At 60.6% G+C, this 19847-nt stretch carries 15 protein-coding genes; 13 read left to right on the top strand and 2 right to left on the bottom strand.

Features of this window, described 5'->3' with window-relative positions; genetic code table 11:
• Window positions 1-12: 12 nt before the first annotated feature.
• The 11 genes from M1D68_RS04125 to M1D68_RS04075 all read left to right on the top strand — a co-directional run bounded on the left by M1D68_RS04125 (window position 13) and on the right by M1D68_RS04075 (window position 15292).
• Entirely contained in the window at window positions 13-1446 is a 1434-nt protein-coding gene (locus tag M1D68_RS04125) for a sigma-54-dependent transcriptional regulator (protein ID WP_457969371.1), read from the top strand.
• Between the two features lie 715 nt (window positions 1447-2161).
• The gene (locus tag M1D68_RS04120; RefSeq protein WP_457969370.1) at window positions 2162-3559 is read left to right on the top strand and encodes a polynucleotide adenylyltransferase PcnB; all 1398 of its coding nucleotides are present in this window, start codon (window positions 2162-2164) and stop codon (window positions 3557-3559) included.
• Between the two features lie 3 nt (window positions 3560-3562).
• Window positions 3563-4048, top strand: a complete 486-nt coding sequence (gene folK / locus M1D68_RS04115; RefSeq protein WP_434675390.1) for a 2-amino-4-hydroxy-6-hydroxymethyldihydropteridine diphosphokinase — start codon at window positions 3563-3565, stop codon at window positions 4046-4048.
• Window positions 4049-4376: 328 nt separating this feature from the next.
• Window positions 4377-5177, top strand: coding sequence for a 3-methyl-2-oxobutanoate hydroxymethyltransferase (panB, locus tag M1D68_RS04110; protein ID WP_420767610.1), 801 nt, complete (start codon window positions 4377-4379; stop codon window positions 5175-5177).
• Complete coding sequence (panC, locus tag M1D68_RS04105; RefSeq protein WP_434562266.1) at window positions 5174-6034, top strand: pantoate--beta-alanine ligase; 861 nt, start codon at window positions 5174-5176, stop codon at window positions 6032-6034. The genes panB and panC overlap by 4 nt, the downstream gene beginning before the upstream one ends.
• A 214-nt stretch (window positions 6035-6248) precedes the next feature.
• On the top strand, window positions 6249-6629 hold the full coding sequence (gene panD, locus M1D68_RS04100) for an aspartate 1-decarboxylase (protein ID WP_003228271.1): 381 nt from the start codon (window positions 6249-6251) through the stop codon (window positions 6627-6629).
• A 283-nt stretch (window positions 6630-6912) separates the two neighbouring features.
• Window positions 6913-8577, top strand: coding sequence for a glucose-6-phosphate isomerase (gene pgi / locus M1D68_RS04095; RefSeq protein ID WP_457969367.1), 1665 nt, complete (start codon window positions 6913-6915; stop codon window positions 8575-8577).
• Window positions 8578-8768: 191 nt separating this feature from the next.
• Window positions 8769-10706, top strand: a complete 1938-nt coding sequence (gene acs / locus M1D68_RS04090) for an acetate--CoA ligase (RefSeq protein WP_434609514.1) — start codon at window positions 8769-8771, stop codon at window positions 10704-10706.
• 216 nt (window positions 10707-10922) lie between these two features.
• A complete protein-coding gene (locus tag M1D68_RS04085) occupies window positions 10923-11939 on the top strand; it encodes a class I SAM-dependent rRNA methyltransferase (RefSeq protein WP_434562260.1) in 1017 nt (338 codons plus the stop codon).
• Window positions 11940-12057: 118 nt separating this feature from the next.
• Window positions 12058-14991, top strand: coding sequence for a DUF748 domain-containing protein (locus tag M1D68_RS04080; RefSeq protein ID WP_457969365.1), 2934 nt, complete (start codon window positions 12058-12060; stop codon window positions 14989-14991).
• 1 nt (window position 14992) lies between these two features.
• Complete coding sequence (locus tag M1D68_RS04075) at window positions 14993-15292, top strand: DUF2845 domain-containing protein (RefSeq protein WP_420767616.1); 300 nt, start codon at window positions 14993-14995, stop codon at window positions 15290-15292.
• A gap of 317 nt (window positions 15293-15609) precedes the next feature.
• On the opposite strand, the gene M1D68_RS04070 is transcribed toward M1D68_RS04075, so the two are convergent.
• Together M1D68_RS04070 and M1D68_RS04065 are read right to left on the bottom strand one after the other, a co-directional pair.
• A complete protein-coding gene (locus M1D68_RS04070) occupies window positions 15610-15963 on the bottom strand; it encodes a BON domain-containing protein (protein ID WP_420767617.1) in 354 nt (117 codons plus the stop codon).
• Window positions 15964-16269: 306 nt separating this feature from the next.
• A complete protein-coding gene (locus M1D68_RS04065) occupies window positions 16270-16701 on the bottom strand; it encodes a pilin (protein ID WP_420767618.1) in 432 nt (143 codons plus the stop codon).
• A gap of 225 nt (window positions 16702-16926) precedes the next feature.
• On the opposite strand from M1D68_RS04065, the gene pilB reads away from it, so the two are divergent.
• Together pilB and M1D68_RS04055 are read left to right on the top strand one after the other, a co-directional pair.
• On the top strand, window positions 16927-18627 hold the full coding sequence (gene pilB, locus M1D68_RS04060; RefSeq protein ID WP_434649994.1) for a type IV-A pilus assembly ATPase PilB: 1701 nt from the start codon (window positions 16927-16929) through the stop codon (window positions 18625-18627).
• Between the two features lie 2 nt (window positions 18628-18629).
• Window positions 18630-19847 carry a type II secretion system F family protein gene (locus M1D68_RS04055; RefSeq protein ID WP_420767620.1) on the top strand — a complete coding sequence of 406 codons (1218 nt, stop codon included), beginning with the start codon at window positions 18630-18632 and terminating at the stop codon, window positions 19845-19847.

The following is a 19847-nucleotide window of genomic DNA, read 5'->3' as shown; positions in this document are numbered from 1 at the left end:
AGAATCGAATCAATGCCGCACATTTTGATCGTCGAAGACGAAACAATCATCCGCTCCGCCTTGCGCCGCCTGCTGGAACGCAACCAGTACCAGGTCAGCGAAGCCGGTTCCGTGCAGGAAGCACAAGAACGCTTCAGTATTCCAACCTTTGACCTGATCGTCAGCGACCTGCGCCTGCCCGGCGCACCCGGCACCGAGCTGATCAAGCTCGGCCAGGGCACGCCCGTACTGATCATGACCAGCTACGCCAGCCTGCGCTCGGCGGTCGATTCCATGAAAATGGGCGCGGTCGACTACATCGCCAAGCCATTCGACCACGACGAGATGCTCCAGGCCGTGGCCCGGATCCTGCGTGATCGACAGACGGCGAGCAGCCATCCAGCGGAAGCGACGAACGGTAAGGCCGCGGCGTCCGGTAAGGTGGGCGCAAGCAACAGCAACGGCGAAATCGGCATCATCGGCTCTTGCCCTCCGATGCAGGACCTCTACGGCAAGATCCGTAAAGTGGCGCCGACCGACTCCAATGTGCTGATCCAGGGCGAGTCCGGCACCGGCAAGGAACTGGTGGCCAGGGCGCTGCACAACCTGTCCCGCCGGGCGAAGGCCCCGATGATCTCGGTGAACTGCGCAGCCATCCCGGAAAGCCTGATCGAGTCCGAATTGTTCGGCCACGAAAAAGGCGCATTCACGGGCGCCAGCGCCGGGCGCGCCGGTCTTGTTGAAGCAGCGGACGGCGGCACGTTATTTCTCGATGAAATTGGCGAACTTCCTCTGGAAGCCCAGGCGCGGTTGCTGCGCGTGCTTCAGGAAGGCGAGATCCGCCGGGTGGGCTCCGTGCAATCGCAGAAAGTCGATGTGCGCCTCATCGCGGCGACCCACCGGGACCTCAAGAGCCTGGCGAAGATCGGCCAGTTCCGTGAGGACTTGTATTACCGCCTGCACGTGATCGCGCTCAAGCTGCCGCCGCTGCGCGAGCGTGGCGCGGACGTCAATGAAATCGCCAATGCCTTCCTGGCCCGCCAGAGTGCGCGTGTCAACCGCACCGACCTCAAGTTTGCCCCGGACGCCGAGCAGGCCATTCGTCACTACGCCTGGCCGGGTAACGTACGCGAACTGGAGAATGCCGTGGAGCGCGCGGTGATCCTGTGCGAGAGCCCGGAAATTTCCGCCGACCTGCTGGGCATCGATATCGAGGTGGGCGACCTGGACGATGAGGAGTTCATCGGGCTCGCACCGCAGCAAAACGGCGCGAACAACACCAGCCACGAGCCCACCGAGGACCTGTCGCTGGAAGACTACTTCCAGCACTTCGTCCTCGAGCACCAGGACCACATGACCGAGACGGAGCTGGCACGCAAGCTGGGCGTGAGCCGCAAATGCCTGTGGGAACGCCGGCAGCGCCTGGGTATTCCACGGCGCAAGACCGGGGCCACCAGCGAAAGCTGAGGTGCCCAGGTAACATCGCTGGATGTGAAAAAACTGTTACCTCAGCTTTTTCACGTAACAAAAGCCGGGGTTTACGGTAACGAAATCCCGGCTTTTTTTTGCCCCGAGCAAACCGGAATAAGCATAGAACCCCCGTCTTTCCTGGGCCTTGCAAAAGTTGGCACGCACCCTGCTATAGCTTTGGTACAAGAACAACAACAAGCAATGCACAAGACAATAAAAATAAGACGAATCGACTCACGCACAATAAAAACAAGACGGCGAGAGGCGCAGCTAACTGATTCTTTTGGAGAGGCGTTGTATTTGGGGCTTGCCCCACAACCAGGCCGAGAACAATAAAAACTGTCTCAAGACAGGTGCCTGAACTGGTTGGATCGATTGATCACTGCAACACAGCGACCAAAGCAATCCGTTTGCTCTTGGCTCCCGATTGGGAGGGTCACGAAGGGAAGACCTCGTGATATGGGCGCTCAACAAAAACAAGAAGCCCGAAATCAATAATAAAAAAAGAGCACGCAACTAATTCTGGGGGAGCTTCGGCTCCCCTTGTGGTTTCTGTCGTTCAGCCTTCCCGCATCCTACAAGCCTGTCGCTCAACGCTTGCAACACAAAACGCCTGCGTCCTACACCATCCCTCGACTAAATGCTAGAATCCCCGCCCATCATGCGGTCATTCTTGGTTTTTGGCCGAATATTCCTTCAAACAGTGCATCCCATGCTGAAGAAGCTGTTCCAGTCATTCCGTTCTCCCTTGCGTCGTACGCAACACATACGCAGCACGCCTGAAGTGCTCAATAGCGGCCAGCATTCGTTGCAAAAGGCCCAATTCAGCCGTTACGCGGTGAACATCGTCGAACGCCTGCAGAACGCCGGCTACCAGGCCTACCTGGTCGGCGGGTGCGTGCGTGACATGCTGTTGAACATCACCCCCAAGGATTTCGACGTCGCCACCAGCGCCACGCCAGAGCAGATACGGGCTGAGTTCCGTAACGCACGGATCATCGGGCGTCGCTTCAAGCTGGTGCATATCCACTTTGGCCGCGAAATCATTGAAGTGGCGACTTTTCGCGCCAACCATCCGCAGAATGACGAAGACGAAGACAGCAACCAGTCTTCTCGCAACGAAAGCGGACGCATCCTGCGCGACAACGTCTACGGCACGCTGGAAGAAGACGCGCAACGCCGCGACTTCACCATCAACGCCTTGTATTACGATCCGGTCAGCGAACGCATCCTCGATTACGCCAACGGCGTACACGACATCCGCAATCGGCTCATCCGCCTGATCGGCGATCCCAAGCAGCGGTACCAGGAAGACCCGGTGCGAATGCTGCGGGCCGTGCGTTTCGCCGCCAAACTGGATTTCGGTATCGAGAAACACAGCGCCGCGCCTATCCGCGACCTGGCCCCCATGCTCAGGGAAATTCCTTCGGCTCGCCTGTTCGAAGAAGTGCTCAAGCTGTTCCTTTCAGGCAACGCCGCAGACACCTTCGAGATGCTCGTCGACCTGCAATTGTTCGACCCGCTGTTCCCAGCCAGTGCCGAGGCGCTGGAATACAACCCGACCTACACCCACACACTGATCAGCGAAGCGCTGATCAACACCGACCTGCGCATCAAGCAGAACAAACCGGTAACTCCGGCGTTCCTGTTCGCCGCTTTGCTCTGGCCGGCCCTCCCCGCCCGCGTCTTGCGCTTGCAAGAGCGCGGCATGCCGCCGATCCCGGCGATGCAGGAAGCCGCCCACGAGCTGATCGCCGAACAGTGCCAGCGCATCGCCATTCCAAAACGTTTCACGATGCCGATTCGCGAAATCTGGGACATGCAGGAACGCCTCCCCCGCCGCAGCGGCAAACGTGCCGACCTGCTGCTGGACAACCCGCGTTTCCGCGCCGGCTACGACTTCCTGCTACTGCGCGAAAGCGCGGGCGAGCAGACCGACGGCCTGGGCGAATGGTGGACCGATTACCAGGACGCCAACGACAGCGAACGCCGCGACATGATCCGTGACCTCAGCGGCAAGGACGACGGCACCGGCGGCCCGCGCAAGCGCCGACGCAGCAGCGGTGCCAAGCGCAAGCGCGCGGGTGTACCGAGCGCCTCGGGCGAGTAAGCGATGGAACGCATCTACATCGGCATGGGCAGCAACCTGGCCGAACCCGCAGGACAACTGCGCAGCGCCGTCGAAGCGCTGGCGCGACTGCCCGAGACACGATTGGCAGGCGTCTCGGCGTTTTATCAAAGCGACTCGCTGCTTCCTGGCCAGCCACGCTACACCAACGCCGTGGCGGCGCTGGAGAGCAGCCTCGCACCGCTGGATCTGCTCGATGCGCTGCAAGCCATCGAAACCGATCAAGGGCGTGAACGCCTGGAGCGCTGGGGCCCGCGGACGCTGGACCTGGATATCCTGCTGTTCGGCGATCGCCTGATCGACGAACCCCGTCTCAAGGTTCCTCATTACCATATGCAGGCCCGGGCCTTCGTGCTCTATCCCCTGGCAGAGCTGGCGCCCGCCGACCTGCGCCTCGCTGACGGACGCCGTCTCAAGGACCTGCTTGCGGCGTGCCCATTCGCCGGCCTGGAACGCTTGCCTCTTATCTGACGAAGACCATCCCCTGTGGGAGCGAGCTTGCTCGCGATGGCGGTGGATCAGTTGCCCCACCTGTAACTGACACAGCGCTATCGCGAGCAAGCTCGCTCCCAAGGATCCGGGACCCGGCAGTCAGATTCGAAACACGCCCCTGCGCTGAAACGCATCAGTAACCCCGGTAACACCCGGCGGTAACACATCCAATTGACTTCCCCGGTACTCCTCACGACTATAGGCGTCCCGTCGCCGCCAACGCGGCGCTAATGGGTGCAATCCAGGCCTTACAAGCACCGCGCATAGAAGGTGCGCCTGTATTGGAGCGCCTAATGAGGACTTTTTCATGCCAGCTATTACCCTGACCACGCTGCAAGGTCTCAAGCAGAAAGGTGAGAAGATCACCATGCTGACCTGCTATGACGCCACCTTCGCCAATGCCTGCAACGAGGCCGGAGTTGAAGTGTTGCTGGTGGGCGACTCCCTCGGCATGGTGCTGCAAGGTCATGACAGCACCTTGCCGGTGACAACCGCCGACATGGCCTACCATGTGGCCGCCGTCAAACGCGGTAACACCGATGCGCTGATCCTCGCCGACCTGCCCTTCATGGCCTATGCCACCCTCGAACAAACCATGACCAACAGCGCCCTGCTGATGCAGGCCGGCGCGCACATGGTCAAGATCGAAGGCGCGTTGTGGCTGGCCGATTCGATCCGCTTGCTGGCCGAGCGTGGTATCCCGGTATGCGCACACCTGGGCCTCACCCCCCAGGCGGTGAATATCCTGGGGGGTTACAAGGTCCAGGGTCGCAGTGAAAACCAGGCGCGGCAGATGCGTGCCGATGCAATCGCGCTGGAACAGGCCGGGGCCGCCATGCTGTTGCTCGAATGCGTGCCCAGCGAACTGGCCCAGGAAATCACCCAGGCAGTGAGCATCCCGGTGATCGGCATCGGCGCCGGCAACGCCACCGACGGCCAGGTGCTGGTGCTCCACGACATGCTCGGGCTGTCGATCACCGGTCGCGTGCCGAAATTCGTGAAAAACTTCATGGCTGGGCAACCCTCTATCCAGGCAGCCCTGCAGGCCTATGTTGCCGAAGTGAAGGCTGCGTCCTTTCCCGGCGCTGAGCACGGATTCTCCGCATGAACACCGTCAAGACCGTACGCGAACTCCGCGCCGCAGTGGCCCGCGCCCGCGGCGAGGGCAAGCGCATCGCTTTCGTGCCGACTATGGGCAACCTGCACAGCGGCCACATGGCCCTGGTGACCAAAGCCTCGCAACGAGCCGATTTCGTCGTGGCAAGTATTTTCGTCAACCCGCTGCAATTTGGCGCTGGCGAGGATCTGGACAAATATCCCCGCACCCTCGCCGCTGACCAGGAAAAACTGCTTCAGGCCGGTTGTCATCTGCTGTTCGCACCCGGTGTCGAGGAAATGTATCCCGATGGCATGGCCGGGCAGACCCGGGTCAGCGTCCCGCAGTTGTCCGAAGGATTGTGCGGAGCCAGCCGTCCGGGGCATTTCGAGGGTGTGGCGACCGTGGTGAGCAAACTGTTCAATATGGTCCAGCCGGACCTGGCAGTGTTCGGCCAGAAAGATTTCCAGCAATTGGCGGTGATCCGCGCATTGGTCCATGACCTGAACATGCCGATCCAGATTATCGGTGAGCCAACCGTCCGCGCCGAGGACGGCCTGGCGCTGTCGTCGCGCAACGGCTTCCTCAGCCCCGAGCAGCGCGCCGTCGCGCCCGTGGTCTATCGCGTCCTGAGCCAGATCGCTCAAGCTATCCAGCAGGGGCAACGGGATTATCCGGCGTTGATCGATGAGCAGCTCAAGCAACTCGAAGCCGCGGGCCTGCGCCCCGACTACCTGGAAATCCGTCACGCCAAGACCTTGCGTCCGGCCGTGAGCGAGGACCGCGACCTGGTGATCCTGGCCGCTGCTTTCCTGGGCACCACACGGTTGATCGACAACCTGCACCTGGATCTCGACGCGCCCGCCTGAACACCTCAGTCCGAATGTGGGAGCGAGCCTGCTCGCGATAACGGTAGATCAGTTGATATCGACTTTGACTGGCACACCGCTATCTCGAGCAGGCTCGCTCCCACGGGGGGATGTGGTATTCAACAGACTGCATTTGCAAATTCCAGCCGTATTGCCGCTCCCAAAGCCTTCGGGCAAACTGCCCGCCGTTTGGACCCGACCAGAGGAAACACCCATGCACGCCATCATGCTCAAGGCCAAGTTGCACCGCGCCGAAGTCACTCACGCCGTGCTCGATTACGAAGGCTCCTGCGCCATTGACGGTGAATGGCTGGACCTGTCGGGCATCCGTGAATACGAACAGATCCAGATCTACAACGTCGATAACGGCGAGCGCTTCACCACCTACGCGATTCGTGGCGAAGAAGGCTCGCGGATGATTTCAGTCAACGGCGCCGCCGCGCACAAGGCCAAGGTGGGCGATCGCGTCATCATCTGCGCCTACGCCCACTACAGCGAAGCCGAGCTGCTCAATTTCAAGCCTCGCATGCTCTACATGGCGCCGGGCAACGAACTGAGCCATACCAGCAACGCCATTCCGGTTCAGGTCGCCTGACCGAAACCCTCTGCATCACCATACTTGTGTGGGAGCGAGCTCGCTCCCACAGTGGTTCATCAGGATCCTCCGCGTTCCGTCTGTCGGCCCCTTCCATCCCCCGCTGTATAAAAAAGTACCGGGAAACTGTCAGACAAAGTCAAGACAGATCGCAACGCGAGGTTTACTGTAGTCGCCCTGCGCCTGGTGATCGTGTCGGTGCAGTTATCCGGAAGCCCGCTTCGAGCCGCGCCGGAATTTTTCGTGTACAAAGGTCGTTCAAGTAAAAAGGAAACCCGCAGCGATGGCGTATTACCGAACTCCTCAAGACGTGACCGCTCTGCCCGCCTGGCAAGCGCTGAATGACCACCGCAAAGCCATGCAGGATTTCAGCATGCGCGAAGCGTTCAATGCCGATCCGCAGCGTTTCAACCAATTCACCCTGTCGAGCTGCGGCCTGTTTCTCGACTATTCGAAGAACCTGATCAACGCCCAGACCCGCGACCTGCTGGTGGGCCTGGCGGACGAAGTCGACCTCCAGGGCGCGATCAAGGCGCTGTTCGAAGGAGAGATCGTCAACGCCTCGGAAAACCGCCCCGCCCTGCACACCGCCTTGCGTCGCCCGGTCGGCGACAAGTTGCTGGTCAATGGCGTCAACGTGATGCCAGACGTGCATAAAGTGCTGAACCAGATCACCGACCTGGTGGGCCGCATTCACGACGGCCTGTGGCGCGGTTACACCGAGAAGCCGATCACCGACGTGGTGAACATCGGTATCGGTGGCTCCTTCCTCGGCCCACAGCTGGTATCCGAAGCGTTGTTGTCCTATACGCATAAGGGCGTTCGCTGCCATTACCTAGCGAACATCGACGGCAGCGAGTTCCACGAGCTGACGATGAAACTGCGCGCCGAGACCACGTTGTTCATTGTCTCGTCGAAATCCTTCAACACCCTCGAAACCCTGAAAAACGCCCAAGCTGCACGTGCTTGGTACCTGGCCCAAGGCGGTTCGGAAGCGGAGCTGTATCGCCACTTCATCGCGGTGTCGAGCAACAACGCCGCCGCCGTGGCCTTCGGCATCCGCGAAGAAAACATCTTTCCGATGTGGGATTGGGTCGGCGGGCGTTACTCGCTGTGGTCAGCCATCGGCCTGCCGATCGCCCTGGCCATCGGCATGTCGAACTTCAAGGAATTGCTGTCCGGCGCCTATTCCATGGACCAGCATTTCCAGAGTGCGCCGTTCGAACAGAACATGCCGGTGCTGTTGGCATTGCTGGGCGTGTGGTACGGCAACTTCTGGGGTGCGCAGAGCCACGCGATCCTGCCGTACGACCACTACCTGCGCAACATCACCAAGCATTTGCAACAGCTGGACATGGAGTCCAACGGCAAGAGCGTCCGCCAGGACGGCACGCCGGTGTCCACCGACACTGGCCCGGTGATCTGGGGCGGCGTCGGCGCCAACGGCCAGCACGCTTACCATCAGTTGCTGCACCAGGGCACCCAATTCATCCCGGCCGACTTCATCGTGCCGATCGTCAGCTTCAACCCGGTTTCCGACCATCACCAGTGGCTGTACGCCAACTGCTTGTCACAGAGCCAGGCACTGATGCTCGGCAAGACCCGCGCCGAAGCCGAGGCCGAGCTACGTGAAAAAGGCGTCAGCGAAGCAGACGTACAGAAACTGGCCGCCCACAAGGTGATCCCGGGCAACCGTCCGAGCAACACCCTGGTGGTGGAACGCATCAGCCCGCGCCGTCTCGGTGCGCTGGTCGCGCTGTATGAACACAAGGTCTTCGTACAAAGCGTGGTCTGGGGCATCAACGCCTTCGACCAGTGGGGCGTGGAATTGGGCAAGGAACTGGGCAAAGGCGTCTACAACCGTCTGGTGGGCAGCGAGGAAAGCGCGGCCGAAGACGCCTCGACCCAAGGCCTGATCAATTATTTCCGCGGGCGTCATCGCGGCTGATCCCAGGTTTTGCATTGCCTTCGTGGGAGCGAGCCTGCTCGCGATAGCGGTCGATCAGTTCACACCTAAGTTGACTGACACACCGCATTCGCGAGCAGGCTCGCTCCCACAGTTGCTTATGGGTGACTTGAACCCTACGGCCACTGGGCGCATCTTTATATCTTGTCGCAAAACAAGAATAAGGAACCGTCATGTTCGATATCAGCCAGTACCCCCAAGCCGATGCCGTCCGCCGGGCTGCGCAACTGAGTCAAGACGAGTACAAGCGGCTCTACAAGGAATCCATCGAACACCCCAGCGCCTTCTGGGCCGAGCAGGCCACGCGCTTTCTCGACTGGATGACGCCGTGGCAGACCGTCCAGCGCTACGACCTCAGGAGTGGCGAAGCCAGTTGGTTCACCGGCGCCAAGCTGAACGTCAGCGCCAACTGCATTGACCGTCACCTGGAAGCCCGAGGCGATCAGACAGCGATCATCTGGGAAGGCGACAACCCTGCCGAATCGGCACAAATTACCTACAGCAAACTTCATCACCACGTTTGCCGACTGGCCAATGTGTTGAAAAGCCGTGGGGTGAAGAAAGGCGACCGGGTATGTATCTACATGCCGATGATCCCGGAGGCGGCGTACGCCATGCTCGCCTGCACCCGCATCGGTGCGGTGCATTCGGTGGTGTTCGGTGGATTCTCGCCGGATTCACTGCGCGACCGGATCCTCGACGCCGACTGCCGCACCGTCATCACCGCCGACGAAGGCGTACGCGGTGGGCGCTTCATACCCCTCAAGCGTAATGTCGACAAGGCGCTGCAAAGCTGCCCGAACGTCAGCACTGTGCTGGTGGTCGAGCGCACCCAGGGCGAGGTGGATTGGGTCGAAGGCCGTGATCTCTGGTATCACCAGGCCACCCATGAAGTGAGCGACGATTGCCCGCCCGAGCCGATGGACGCTGAAGACCCTCTGTTCATCCTCTATACGTCCGGCAGCACCGGCAAGCCCAAGGGCGTGCTGCACACCACCGGCGGCTATCTGCTGCAAGCCGCGATGACTTTCAAGTACGTGCTGGACTACCGCGACAACGAAGTGTTCTGGTGCACCGCCGACGTCGGCTGGGTCACCGGCCACAGCTACATTGTCTACGGCCCGCTGGCCAACGGCGCCACCACGCTGATCTTCGAAGGCGTGCCGAGCTACCCGAGCAGTTCGCGGTTCTGGCAGGTAATCGACAAACACCAGGTCAATATCTTCTACACCGCGCCGACCGCCCTGCGCGCCCTGATGCGCGAAGGTGCCGCCCCCTTGCAGGACACGTCTCGCAAGAGCCTGCGTTTGCTCGGCAGCGTCGGTGAGCCAATCAACCCCGAGGCGTGGGAATGGTACTTCAACGTCGTCGGCGAGCAGCGCTGCCCGATTGTCGATACCTGGTGGCAGACCGAAACCGGCGGCATCATGCTCAGCCCCTTGGTGAGCGCGCCAAGGCTCAAGCCGGGCTGCGCCACTCGGCCGATGTTCGGCGTGCAGCCGGTGCTGCTGGATGAGACCGGCAAGGAGATCAGCGGGCCGGGCAGTGGCGTGCTGGCGATCAAATCCAGCTGGCCGGCACAGATTCGTAGCGTCTACGGTGACCATCAACGCATGGTCGATACGTACTTCAAACCCTACCCCGGCTATTACTTCACCGGCGACGGCGCCCGCCGCGACGAAGACGGCGACTACTGGATCACCGGACGTATCGACGACGTCATCAACGTCTCGGGCCACCGCATCGGCACCGCCGAAGTGGAAAGCGCGCTGGTGTTGCACGACAACATCGCCGAGGCGGCCGTCGTTGGTTATCCCCACGACCTCAAGGGCCAGGGCATCTATGCGTTTGTCACGCCAATGGACGGCGTCGAGGCCAACGACGCGTTGAAGCAAGAGCTGCTGGCCCATGTCAGCAAGGAAATCGGCAGTTTCGCCAAGCCGGAGCTGATCCAGTGGGCGCCGGCGCTGCCGAAGACCCGGTCAGGCAAGATCATGCGCAGGATCCTGCGCAAGATCGCCTGCAACGAGCTCGACAGCCTGGGTGACACCTCGACCCTGGCCGACCCAAGCGTGGTGGAGGGTTTGATCGACAAACGCCTGAACCGCTGAGGCAACATAAACCCCGTGGCGAGGGAGCTTGCTCCCGCTCGGCTGCGCAGCAGACGCAATCGCTATCGCCCCTTTGAAAAAAGGGGGCGCTTCGCACCCCAGCGGGAGCAAGCTCCCTCGCCACAAAAAGCGCTGCCTGACGCAAATCTGCAGACAATACCCGAGTATCCATAACTGCTAAACTCCCGCGCCTCATTTCTCTAAGGCGCGCCCGGCATGTCTTCCTTGAATCTGGCGCTGCGCGCCGCCCTCGACCAGCGCCAGGCCCTGCTCGACCAACTGCACCAGCAAGGCACCGATTGCTATCGCCTGTTCCACGGCAGCCAGGAAGGCGCGCCGGGCCTCACCGTCGACCGCTATGGCCCGCAACTGCTGGTGCAGAGTTTCCATCAGTCGCTGGAACTGGAACCCTTGCTGCAGCTGCACGGCATCGTCAATGAACACCTGAACCTCGACACCCTGCTGGTCTATAACGACCGCTCCCGGGGCAATTCGCGTATCGACCGTCAGGACAGCGTCTACCAGGCCGATGAGGCCGCCCTGCAAGACCTCGTCGGGCATGAGTGGGGTTTGAACTACCGCGTCCGCGGCCGCCATGCCGGGCAGGATCCGTTGTTGTTTCTCGACTTGCGCAACGCCCGCGGCTGGGTCAAGGCGCACAGCCGGAACAAAAGCGTGCTCAACCTGTTTGCCTATACCTGTGGTGTAGGGCTCAGCGCGGCGGCCGGCGGGGCGCGGGAGGTCTGCAACCTAGATTTTGCCGAAGGTAATCTGGCGGTGGGCCGCGAGAATGGCCTGCTCAATCCCGAGCTGCCGACGATGGAATTCGTGCAATCGGATTATTTTCCAGCGATCCGCCAGCTGGCCGGCCTGCCCGTTAGCCAACGGCGCGGACAGAAACTTCCGAGTTACGTGCGCCTGGAACAGCGCCAGTACGATCTGGTGCTCCTCGACCCACCCGCGTGGGCCAAGAGCGCATTCGGCACCGTCGATTTATTGCGCGACTACCAGAGCCTGCTCAAGCCGGCGCTGCTCGCTACCGCCGACGATGGGGTGCTGATCTGCTGCAACAACCTGGCGAAAGTGCCCATGGAGGACTGGCGTGAACAAGTCCTGCGTTGTGCGCAAAAGGCTGGTCGCCCGGTCCGCGAGTGGAGCGTGCTGGCGCCCGGCGACGATTTCCCGTCGCGGGACCAGCAGCCACCGCTCAAAACGCTGATTCTTCAATTCTGAGCACGCCTCAGCGATCCCACCAAAAAAACGGACAAATCTCATAAAACACAGTGGCTTCGGAACCGTAAACGCATGCCATACTCCAAGGCACTCCGATTCATACCAGACGAAGCCACACATGCCCAAAGGATTGATTCGCGCTTTCGGCGCCCTGTTGACCGCACTGGCCCTCTACAGCCTGATGGGTTTCCTGATCTTGCCGGGCATCGCCCTGCGCATCGTCAATCAGCAACTGGCCGCCCACGCCACGGTGCCGGCCCAGATCCAGCGTATCGAACTCAATCCCTTCAGCCTTGAATTGACCTTGTGGGGCCTGATCGTCGGCGAGCCGGGCAAGGAGCAGGTCGGCTTCGAACGCCTCTACGCCAACCTGCAAGTCGACAGCCTGTGGACGGGCGCCCTGCACCTGGCGGACATCGAACTGGACAAGCCCAAGACCGAAGTGTTGTTCGCCAAGGACGGCCAATTGAACCTGCTGGGCCTGTTCAAACTGCCACCCAGCGAGCCGACCCCGGCCGATCCGGATGCCAAGCCGTTTCCCCTGCGGGTGGATCGGGTCAGGCTTGCCGGCGGCTACGTGCATTTCCAGGACTTGCGCCCCAGCGAGCCCATCGAGTTCCTGTACGACGCCCTCGATTTCGAGCTGAAAAACCTCAGCACCCTGCCCGACGACAGTGCAGACATGACATTGGTGGCCGCGGGCCCCGAGGGTGGGCAGATCGACTGGACGGGCAATTTCAGGCTCGCGCCAATTGCCTCCGAGGGCACACTGAAAATTACCGATGGACAGATGAAAGCCTGGTGGCCCTACGTGCGTGACGCGGTGCCCCTGGTGTTGGAAAACGGCGTGCTGAACCTCAGCACCGACTACAAGCTCAACCTCGCCCAGGGCACGCAATTGCTGCTCAGCAACGCAGCGGTCAGCGTCGCGCCGTTCGCCATGAAGGCGCCTGACGGCCGTCCATTGGCACGGCTGGAGCGCCTGGACGTAAGCGAAACCTCCGTGGACCTGGCGAAGCAGCAGGTCATCGTCGGCAAGATCCGCAGTCAGAAGCTGGAAACCTGGGCCGCTCGGGAAGCGGACGGACAATTGGACTGGCAGAAGCTATTCGCCAGCCAGCCAGCCAAACCGCAGGTCAAGGCCGAACCCGCCTCGGCCCCGGCAGCCGCCGACTCGCCCAAGCCTGAGCCGACAGCACCCAGCAAACCGTGGCAAGTGCTGCTCAAAGACGTGCAGTTGCGCGATTACCAGGTGCACCTGGCCGACCGTCAGGCACAGCCGCCCGTAGCCTTGGAGGTTGGCCCACTGAACCTCGACCTGCAAAACTACGACACCCTCAACGGCTCGCCCTTCAACCTGAAGCTGGATACCGGGCTGGGCAAGCAGGGCAAGGTACTCGCCGACGGCGTGGTCAACCTCAACCCGGTCACCGCGAAGCTCAACGTCAAGACCCAGGACATCGACCTGCGAGTCGCCCAGGCCTACATCAACCCGTTCATTCGCCTGGAGCTACGCTCCGGGATGCTCGGCAGCGACCTGGTGGTGGATCTCAAGAGCACCGAGCCGTTGGCATTGGCCGTCACCGGCCGCGCCCAGGTCGACCAGTTGCACACCCTCGATACGCTCAAGACCCGCGACTTCCTCAAATGGCAACGCCTTGAACTCCAGGGCCTCAACTACCAGCATGGCGACAGCCTGTCGATCGCCAAGGTCAATCTGCTCCAACCCTACGCGCGGTTCATGATCAATGACGATCGCACCACCAACGTCGACGATCTGTTGATCCCGCAACCCGCCGACGGCACGGCCAAGAACAGCGGGGCCAAACCGGCATCGAAGGAAAAGCCGCTGGGCATTCACGTCGGAGCCATTGCGATCAATGACGGTTCGGCCAATTTTGCCGACTTCAGCCTGACGCCGAACTTCGCCACGGCCATCCAGCAGCTCAACGGAGAGATCGGCACCATCGACAGCCGCCAGGCCAAGCCCGCCACCGTGGACGTAAAAGGCAAGGTCGACCGCTACGCACCGGTGACCATAAAGGGCGCGGTCAACCCCTTCGACCCGATGGCCAGTCTCGATATCGCCACCAGTTTCAAGCGGGTCGAGTTGACGACCCTGACGCCCTACTCCGGCAAGTTCGCCGGCTATCGCATCCGCAAGGGCCGGCTCAACCTCGACCTGCATTACCGGATCACCAAGGGCCAGCTCCAGGCCGACAACAAAGTCGTGGTCGAGCAATTGCAATTGGGCGAAAAGGTCGACAGCCCGGACGCCGTGAGCCTGCCGCTGAAGCTGGCCGTCGCCCTGCTCAAGGACTCCGAAGACAGGATCTCCATTGAACTGCCTGTCTCCGGCAACCTCAACGACCCGCAGTTCAGCGTGATGCCAATCGTCTGGCAAACCCTGCGCAACCTGGTGGTCCGCGCTGCCCAGGCACCGTTCAAGCTCATCGGCGGGCTGGTGGCCGGCGGCGGTTCGGAAGACTTGGGCAGCGTGGCGTTCGCCCCCGGCTCAAGCGACCTGAGCCAGGACAACGAAAGCGTGTTGTTGAAGTTGTCCGAGGCCTTGGGCAAACGTCCGGAACTGCGCCTGGAGATCGAGGGTACCGCCGCCCAGAGCAGCGACGGCCCACTGCTCGCCGCCCAGCGCCTGGAACGCGAATATCAGTACAACTACTACAAGATACTGCAGCGCCGGGGCGATAAAGTCCCGGCCAAGGCTTCCCTGCTGCAAGTACCGGAAGACGAAAAAGCCCCGCTGCTGGAAGGTATCTACCGCACCCGCCTGAAGACCCAGCCACCGGCTGAATGGACGCAACTGGACAAACAGGCCCGCATCGACAAGCTCCGTGAAGGCGTCATCAAGTTCTGGAGCGGCAGTGATGTACTGTTGCGCGAACTGGGCCAGGAGCGGGCCAGCAGCATCAAGGATTTCCTCGTGGACAAGGGCAAGCTGGCCGATGACCGCGTGTACTTCATTGACGCCAGCCTGGGCCAGGCCGAAAAGGACGGCACCGTCATTACGCCAATGCATCTGGATGCGGAGTGAAATGAAGTATTGGTACGGATTCAGCCTGAGTCTGCTGCTATTGGCAGCCGGCCAGGCCACAGCCGCCAATACGTTGCGCTGTGGCAGCCATTTGATCAGCATCGGTGATCGTACGAGCGAGGTGCTGCAAAAATGTGGACAGCCTGCAGCGCGTGATGATCTGGGCTACAAACGCAGCGTCAACCGCCGGGAGGAGTATCCGGTGGAGGAATGGACTTACGGACCCCGTAGCGGGATGTACCAGTACTTGCGCTTCGAGAGGAATCGGCTGGTGGAGATTACCAGCAAGCGTGGGCGGTGATTGGTTGGGCTATTCCAGGGTATCTGCAGCGACAGTGCCTACGCCTTCGCGAGCAGGCTCGCTCCCACAGGGGCCGGGTTGTTTCTGGAAGAATGCGATCAAATGTGGGAGCGAGCCTGCTCGCGAAAGGGACTACCCGGTTTCCCTGACTGGCTCACATTCTCTCCCTCCCAAAATAGAACAGGCCCCCGGCACGAATGCCGGGGGCCTGTAATGGCCACTTCCATGTGGCCTTTCGCATGAACTCCAAAGCATCGGCAAGCGTAAAACACAGCCCGCTTGCCGCGCCTTCTCCCGTCCAGGCGAGAAGCCTTGCCTTACTCGGATTTCAGGCCATCGGCCGACACATCACGTACGCCTTTGATTTTCTTGGCGATCGCGACGGCGGTGTCTTTCTGGGCATCGCTCAACACAGCGGTCGAAGACAGGGACACGACGCCCTTGTTGGTTTCAACCTTGATGTCGGAGCCTGGAATGCCTTTCTCGGTCACCAGGTCGGCCTTGACCTTGGTGGTGATCCAGGTATCGGAAACGTCTTCCTTAGCCTCTGTCACTTCGCCCGCAGCCAGCATCATCGGGGCCTGAGTTGCTTGAGTGGTCTCGGCGAAAGCGCTAGCCATGGTCAGGGTCAGTGCAGTGGCAGCAGCGGCAGTGATAGCGAACTTCTTCATACGAGTAACTCCTGTTTTTCTCAGAAACTGCCGAAATTGCATCGCGGCAGGTTGTCAGGAGTAGTGCGAAGGCTGTGCCAGTTTTGAAACAACGTGAAAGTCGTTATAAATCAATAAGTTAAGCGAAGCGGTTATTTTCATAATCATGCAAATTGCATGACTGAGGGATTTGGTACATGCAACATGCGGGTTTTGCCGGATTGCTAAGCTCATGAATTACCGAGGTTATTTCGATATTGGAGATTTACCCCCGCTAAATGACAAAGCCCCGCTGATGCGGGGCTTTGGTTAGTCTCGCAACAACTGTCAACCCGCTGCCGCGCCAGCCGCTGCTGTGCAACCGCCCGCAGGCAAGAACTCTTCCGCAACGTTAGAAGTACATGTCCAGGCACCTGTCCCGGCACGGCTGAGAATGATCGTCTTGCCTATGATGGAGGCAGGTGCCTCTTTGATAGTGCAAGTGATGCTGGCCGTCCCAGCGGCCGCGTCACCCCCAATGGTCATCGTGCAGTTATTGCTCGACGCCGGTACGCCCGTGTTGGCAGCGGTTGGCGTTGTACCTTTATTCAGAAGGTCTTCAACCGGCACCTTCAATGAAGAAGCTTCCGCCAGCCCGACCGTCACCTTCGCCCGCGCCTGGTACTTCGAGTACTGCGGCAACGCAAACGTCGCCAGGATCCCAATGATCGCCACCACGATCAGCAGCTCGATCAGTGTAAAACCCTTTTGCTTATTCATAGACATCTCCCGTGCATGAGTCGAAATCTCATGACCTGAAACGGTCATTGCAGGGCACATGCCAACCCTGGAAGCCCCGCCAGCCCAGGCTTTCCCTGCCGCATGAGATCAACGTCCTACCCCAACAGCCGCACTATCTGACGCTTTTTGTCACCTCTGCTCGCTGGTCAGCCACCGATGCTTGACTAGGCTATAAATCATGAACAGTCCGCGTCCGGTATCCCCATGAATGACATCGCCCTCAGCGGCCTGGCCAAGCAATTGGTGTTGGCTGAACTGATCACCGAACAAAGCGCGCAGCAGGCTTTTCAACAGGCCCAGCGCAACCGAGTGCCCCTGGTCAGCTACCTGGTGCAAAACAAACTGATCCAGAGCCGCCAGGTGGCGGAAATCGCCTCCGAGCATTTTGGTATCGCCCTGCTGGACCTCAACAGCCTAGACAAAGACAACCAGCCCGCCGGCCTGGTCAGCGAAAAACTGGTGCGCCAGCATCACGTACTGCCGCTGTGGCGGCGCGGCAACAAGCTCTATGTGGGCATTTCCGACCCCACCAATCACCAAGCCATCAACGACATCCAGTTCAGCACCGGCCTGACCACCGAAGCCATCCTGGTGGAAGACGACAAGCTCAGCGATGCCATCGAAAAATTCTTCGAATCCAGCAGCACCGGCCTGGAGGGCATGGCCGACGTCGATCTCGACGGCCTGGACATCGAGTCGATCGACGACCGCAAGCAGGACACTATCGCGGGGCAGGACGGCGACGATGCGCCGGTCGTACGTTTCGTCAACAAGATGCTGCTGGACGCGATCAAGGGCGGCTCTTCCGACCTGCACTTCGAGCCTTATGAGAAAACCTACCGGGTGCGGGTGCGTACCGACGGCATGCTGCGGGAGGTCGCCAAGCCTCCCATCCAGCTAGCCAACCGCATTGCCGCGCGCTTGAAAGTCATGGCGAGCCTGGACATTTCCGAGCGACGCAAACCCCAGGACGGTCGGCTGAAGATGCGCCTGTCGAAGACCAAGTCCATCGACTTCCGGGTCAATACCCTGCCCACGCTGTGGGGGGAAAAAGTGGTGATCCGGATCCTCGATCCCTCCAGCGCGCAAATGGGCATCGATGCCCTGGGCTATGAGCCGGAACAGAAAGACCTGTACATGACAGCCTTGAAGCAACCACAAGGGTTGATCCTGGTGACCGGGCCGACCGGCTCGGGCAAGACCGTGTCGCTCTACACCGGCCTGAACATCCTCAACACCGTGGATATCAATATCTCCACGGCGGAGGACCCGGTGGAAATCAATATGGAAGGCATCAACCAGGTCAACGTGAACCCGCGCCAGGGCTTGGATTTCGCCCATGCCCTGCGCTCGTTCCTGCGTCAGGACCCGGACGTGATCATGGTCGGCGAGATCCGTGACCTGGAAACCGCCGAAATCGCCATCAAGGCCGCCCAGACCGGGCACCTGGTGCTGTCCACCCTACACACCAACAGCGCCGCCGAAACACTGATCCGCCTGCAGAACATGGGCATCCCCGGCTTCAACATTGCCACGGCGGTCCACCTGATCATCGCCCAGCGCCTGGCGCGCAAGCTGTGCGCACAGTGTAAGAGAGCCATCGAGATTCCCGAGGAAACCCTGCTCAAAGAGGGTTTCCCCCGGGAACGCATCGGCTCATTCACGATCTATGAGCCGGTCGGTTGCGAACAGTGCAACAGCGGTTACAAAGGTCGCGTGGGGGTATACGAAGTGGTGAAGAACACGCCAGAGCTGCAACGATTGATCATGGCCGAGGGCAACTCCCTGGAAATCGACCTGCAGATGCGCAAGGACGGCTTTAACGACTTGCGCACCTCGGGGCTGTTCAAAGTGATGCAAGGCATCACCAGCCTCGAAGAAATCAACCGGGTCACCAAGGATTGAACATGGCGGTCAAGGCAGTAAAAACCGACGTCTACACGTGGGAAGGCAAAGACCGCAAAGGCACGAAAATGTCCGGCGAACTGACCGGCCAAAGCCCGGCACTGGTCAAGGCACAGTTGCGCAAGCAGGGCATCAACCCGGGCAAGGTTCGCAAAAAGTCCACCTCGATATTCAGCAAGGGCAAGCGCATCAAGCCGTTGGACATCGCCCTGTTCACCCGCCAGATGGCGACGATGCTCAAGGCCGGGGTGCCGCTGTTGCAGGCGTTCGACATCATTGGCGAGGGCTTCGACAACCCGAATATGCGCAAGTTGGTGGACGAGGTGAAGCAGGAGGTCGCCGCCGGTAACAGTTTCGCCGCCTCGCTGCGCAAATGCCCCCAGTATTTCGACGAGTTGTACTGCAACCTGGTAGATGCCGGTGAGCAGGCCGGTGCCCTGGACACGCTGCTGGACCGCGTCGCGACCTACAAGGAAAAAAGCGAGGCCCTCAAGGCCAAGATCAAGAAAGCCATGACCTATCCTGCCGCGGTGATCGCCGTTGCCGCCGTGGTCACAAGCATCCTGCTGATCAAGGTCGTGCCGCAGTTCGAGTCGGTATTCGCAGGCTTTGGCGCAAAGCTGCCGGCCTTCACGCTGATGGTCATCGGCTTGTCGGAGTTCTTGCAAGAGTGGTGGTGGATGTTGCTGGGTGGGCTGGTGGGTGGGTTCTTCGGCGTGAAATATGCGCTCAAGCGTTCCCAGGCATTTCGTGACTGGCGAGACAAATGGCTGCTCAAGCTGCCCTTGATCGGCACCTTGATGTACAAGTCCGCCGTGGCTCGCTACGCCCGTACGTTGTCGACGACCTTTGCGGCCGGCGTACCATTGGTCGAAGCCCTCGATTCCGTGTCGGGCGCTACCGGCAACGTAGTGTTCAAGCGCGCGGTACAACGCATCCGGCAGGATGTCTCGACCGGCATGCAGTTGAATTTTTCAATGCGCGCTTCCGGCGTTTTCCCGAACCTGGCGATTCAGATGACCGCCATCGGCGAAGAATCAGGCGCGCTGGATGACATGCTCGACAAGGTGGCGAGTTTTTATGAAGCCGAGGTGGATAATCTGGTGGACAACCTCACCAGCCTGATGGAACCCTTCATCATGGTAATCCTGGGGGTGGTGGTCGGTGGCCTTGTGGTTGCCATGTACATGCCCATCTTCCAACTCGGCTCTGCGATCTGA

The organism is Pseudomonas sp. R4-84, assembly GCF_054130985.1.
The sequence above is the reverse complement of the archived record's forward strand: the minus strand, read 5'-3'. Positions and strand labels throughout refer to the sequence as shown.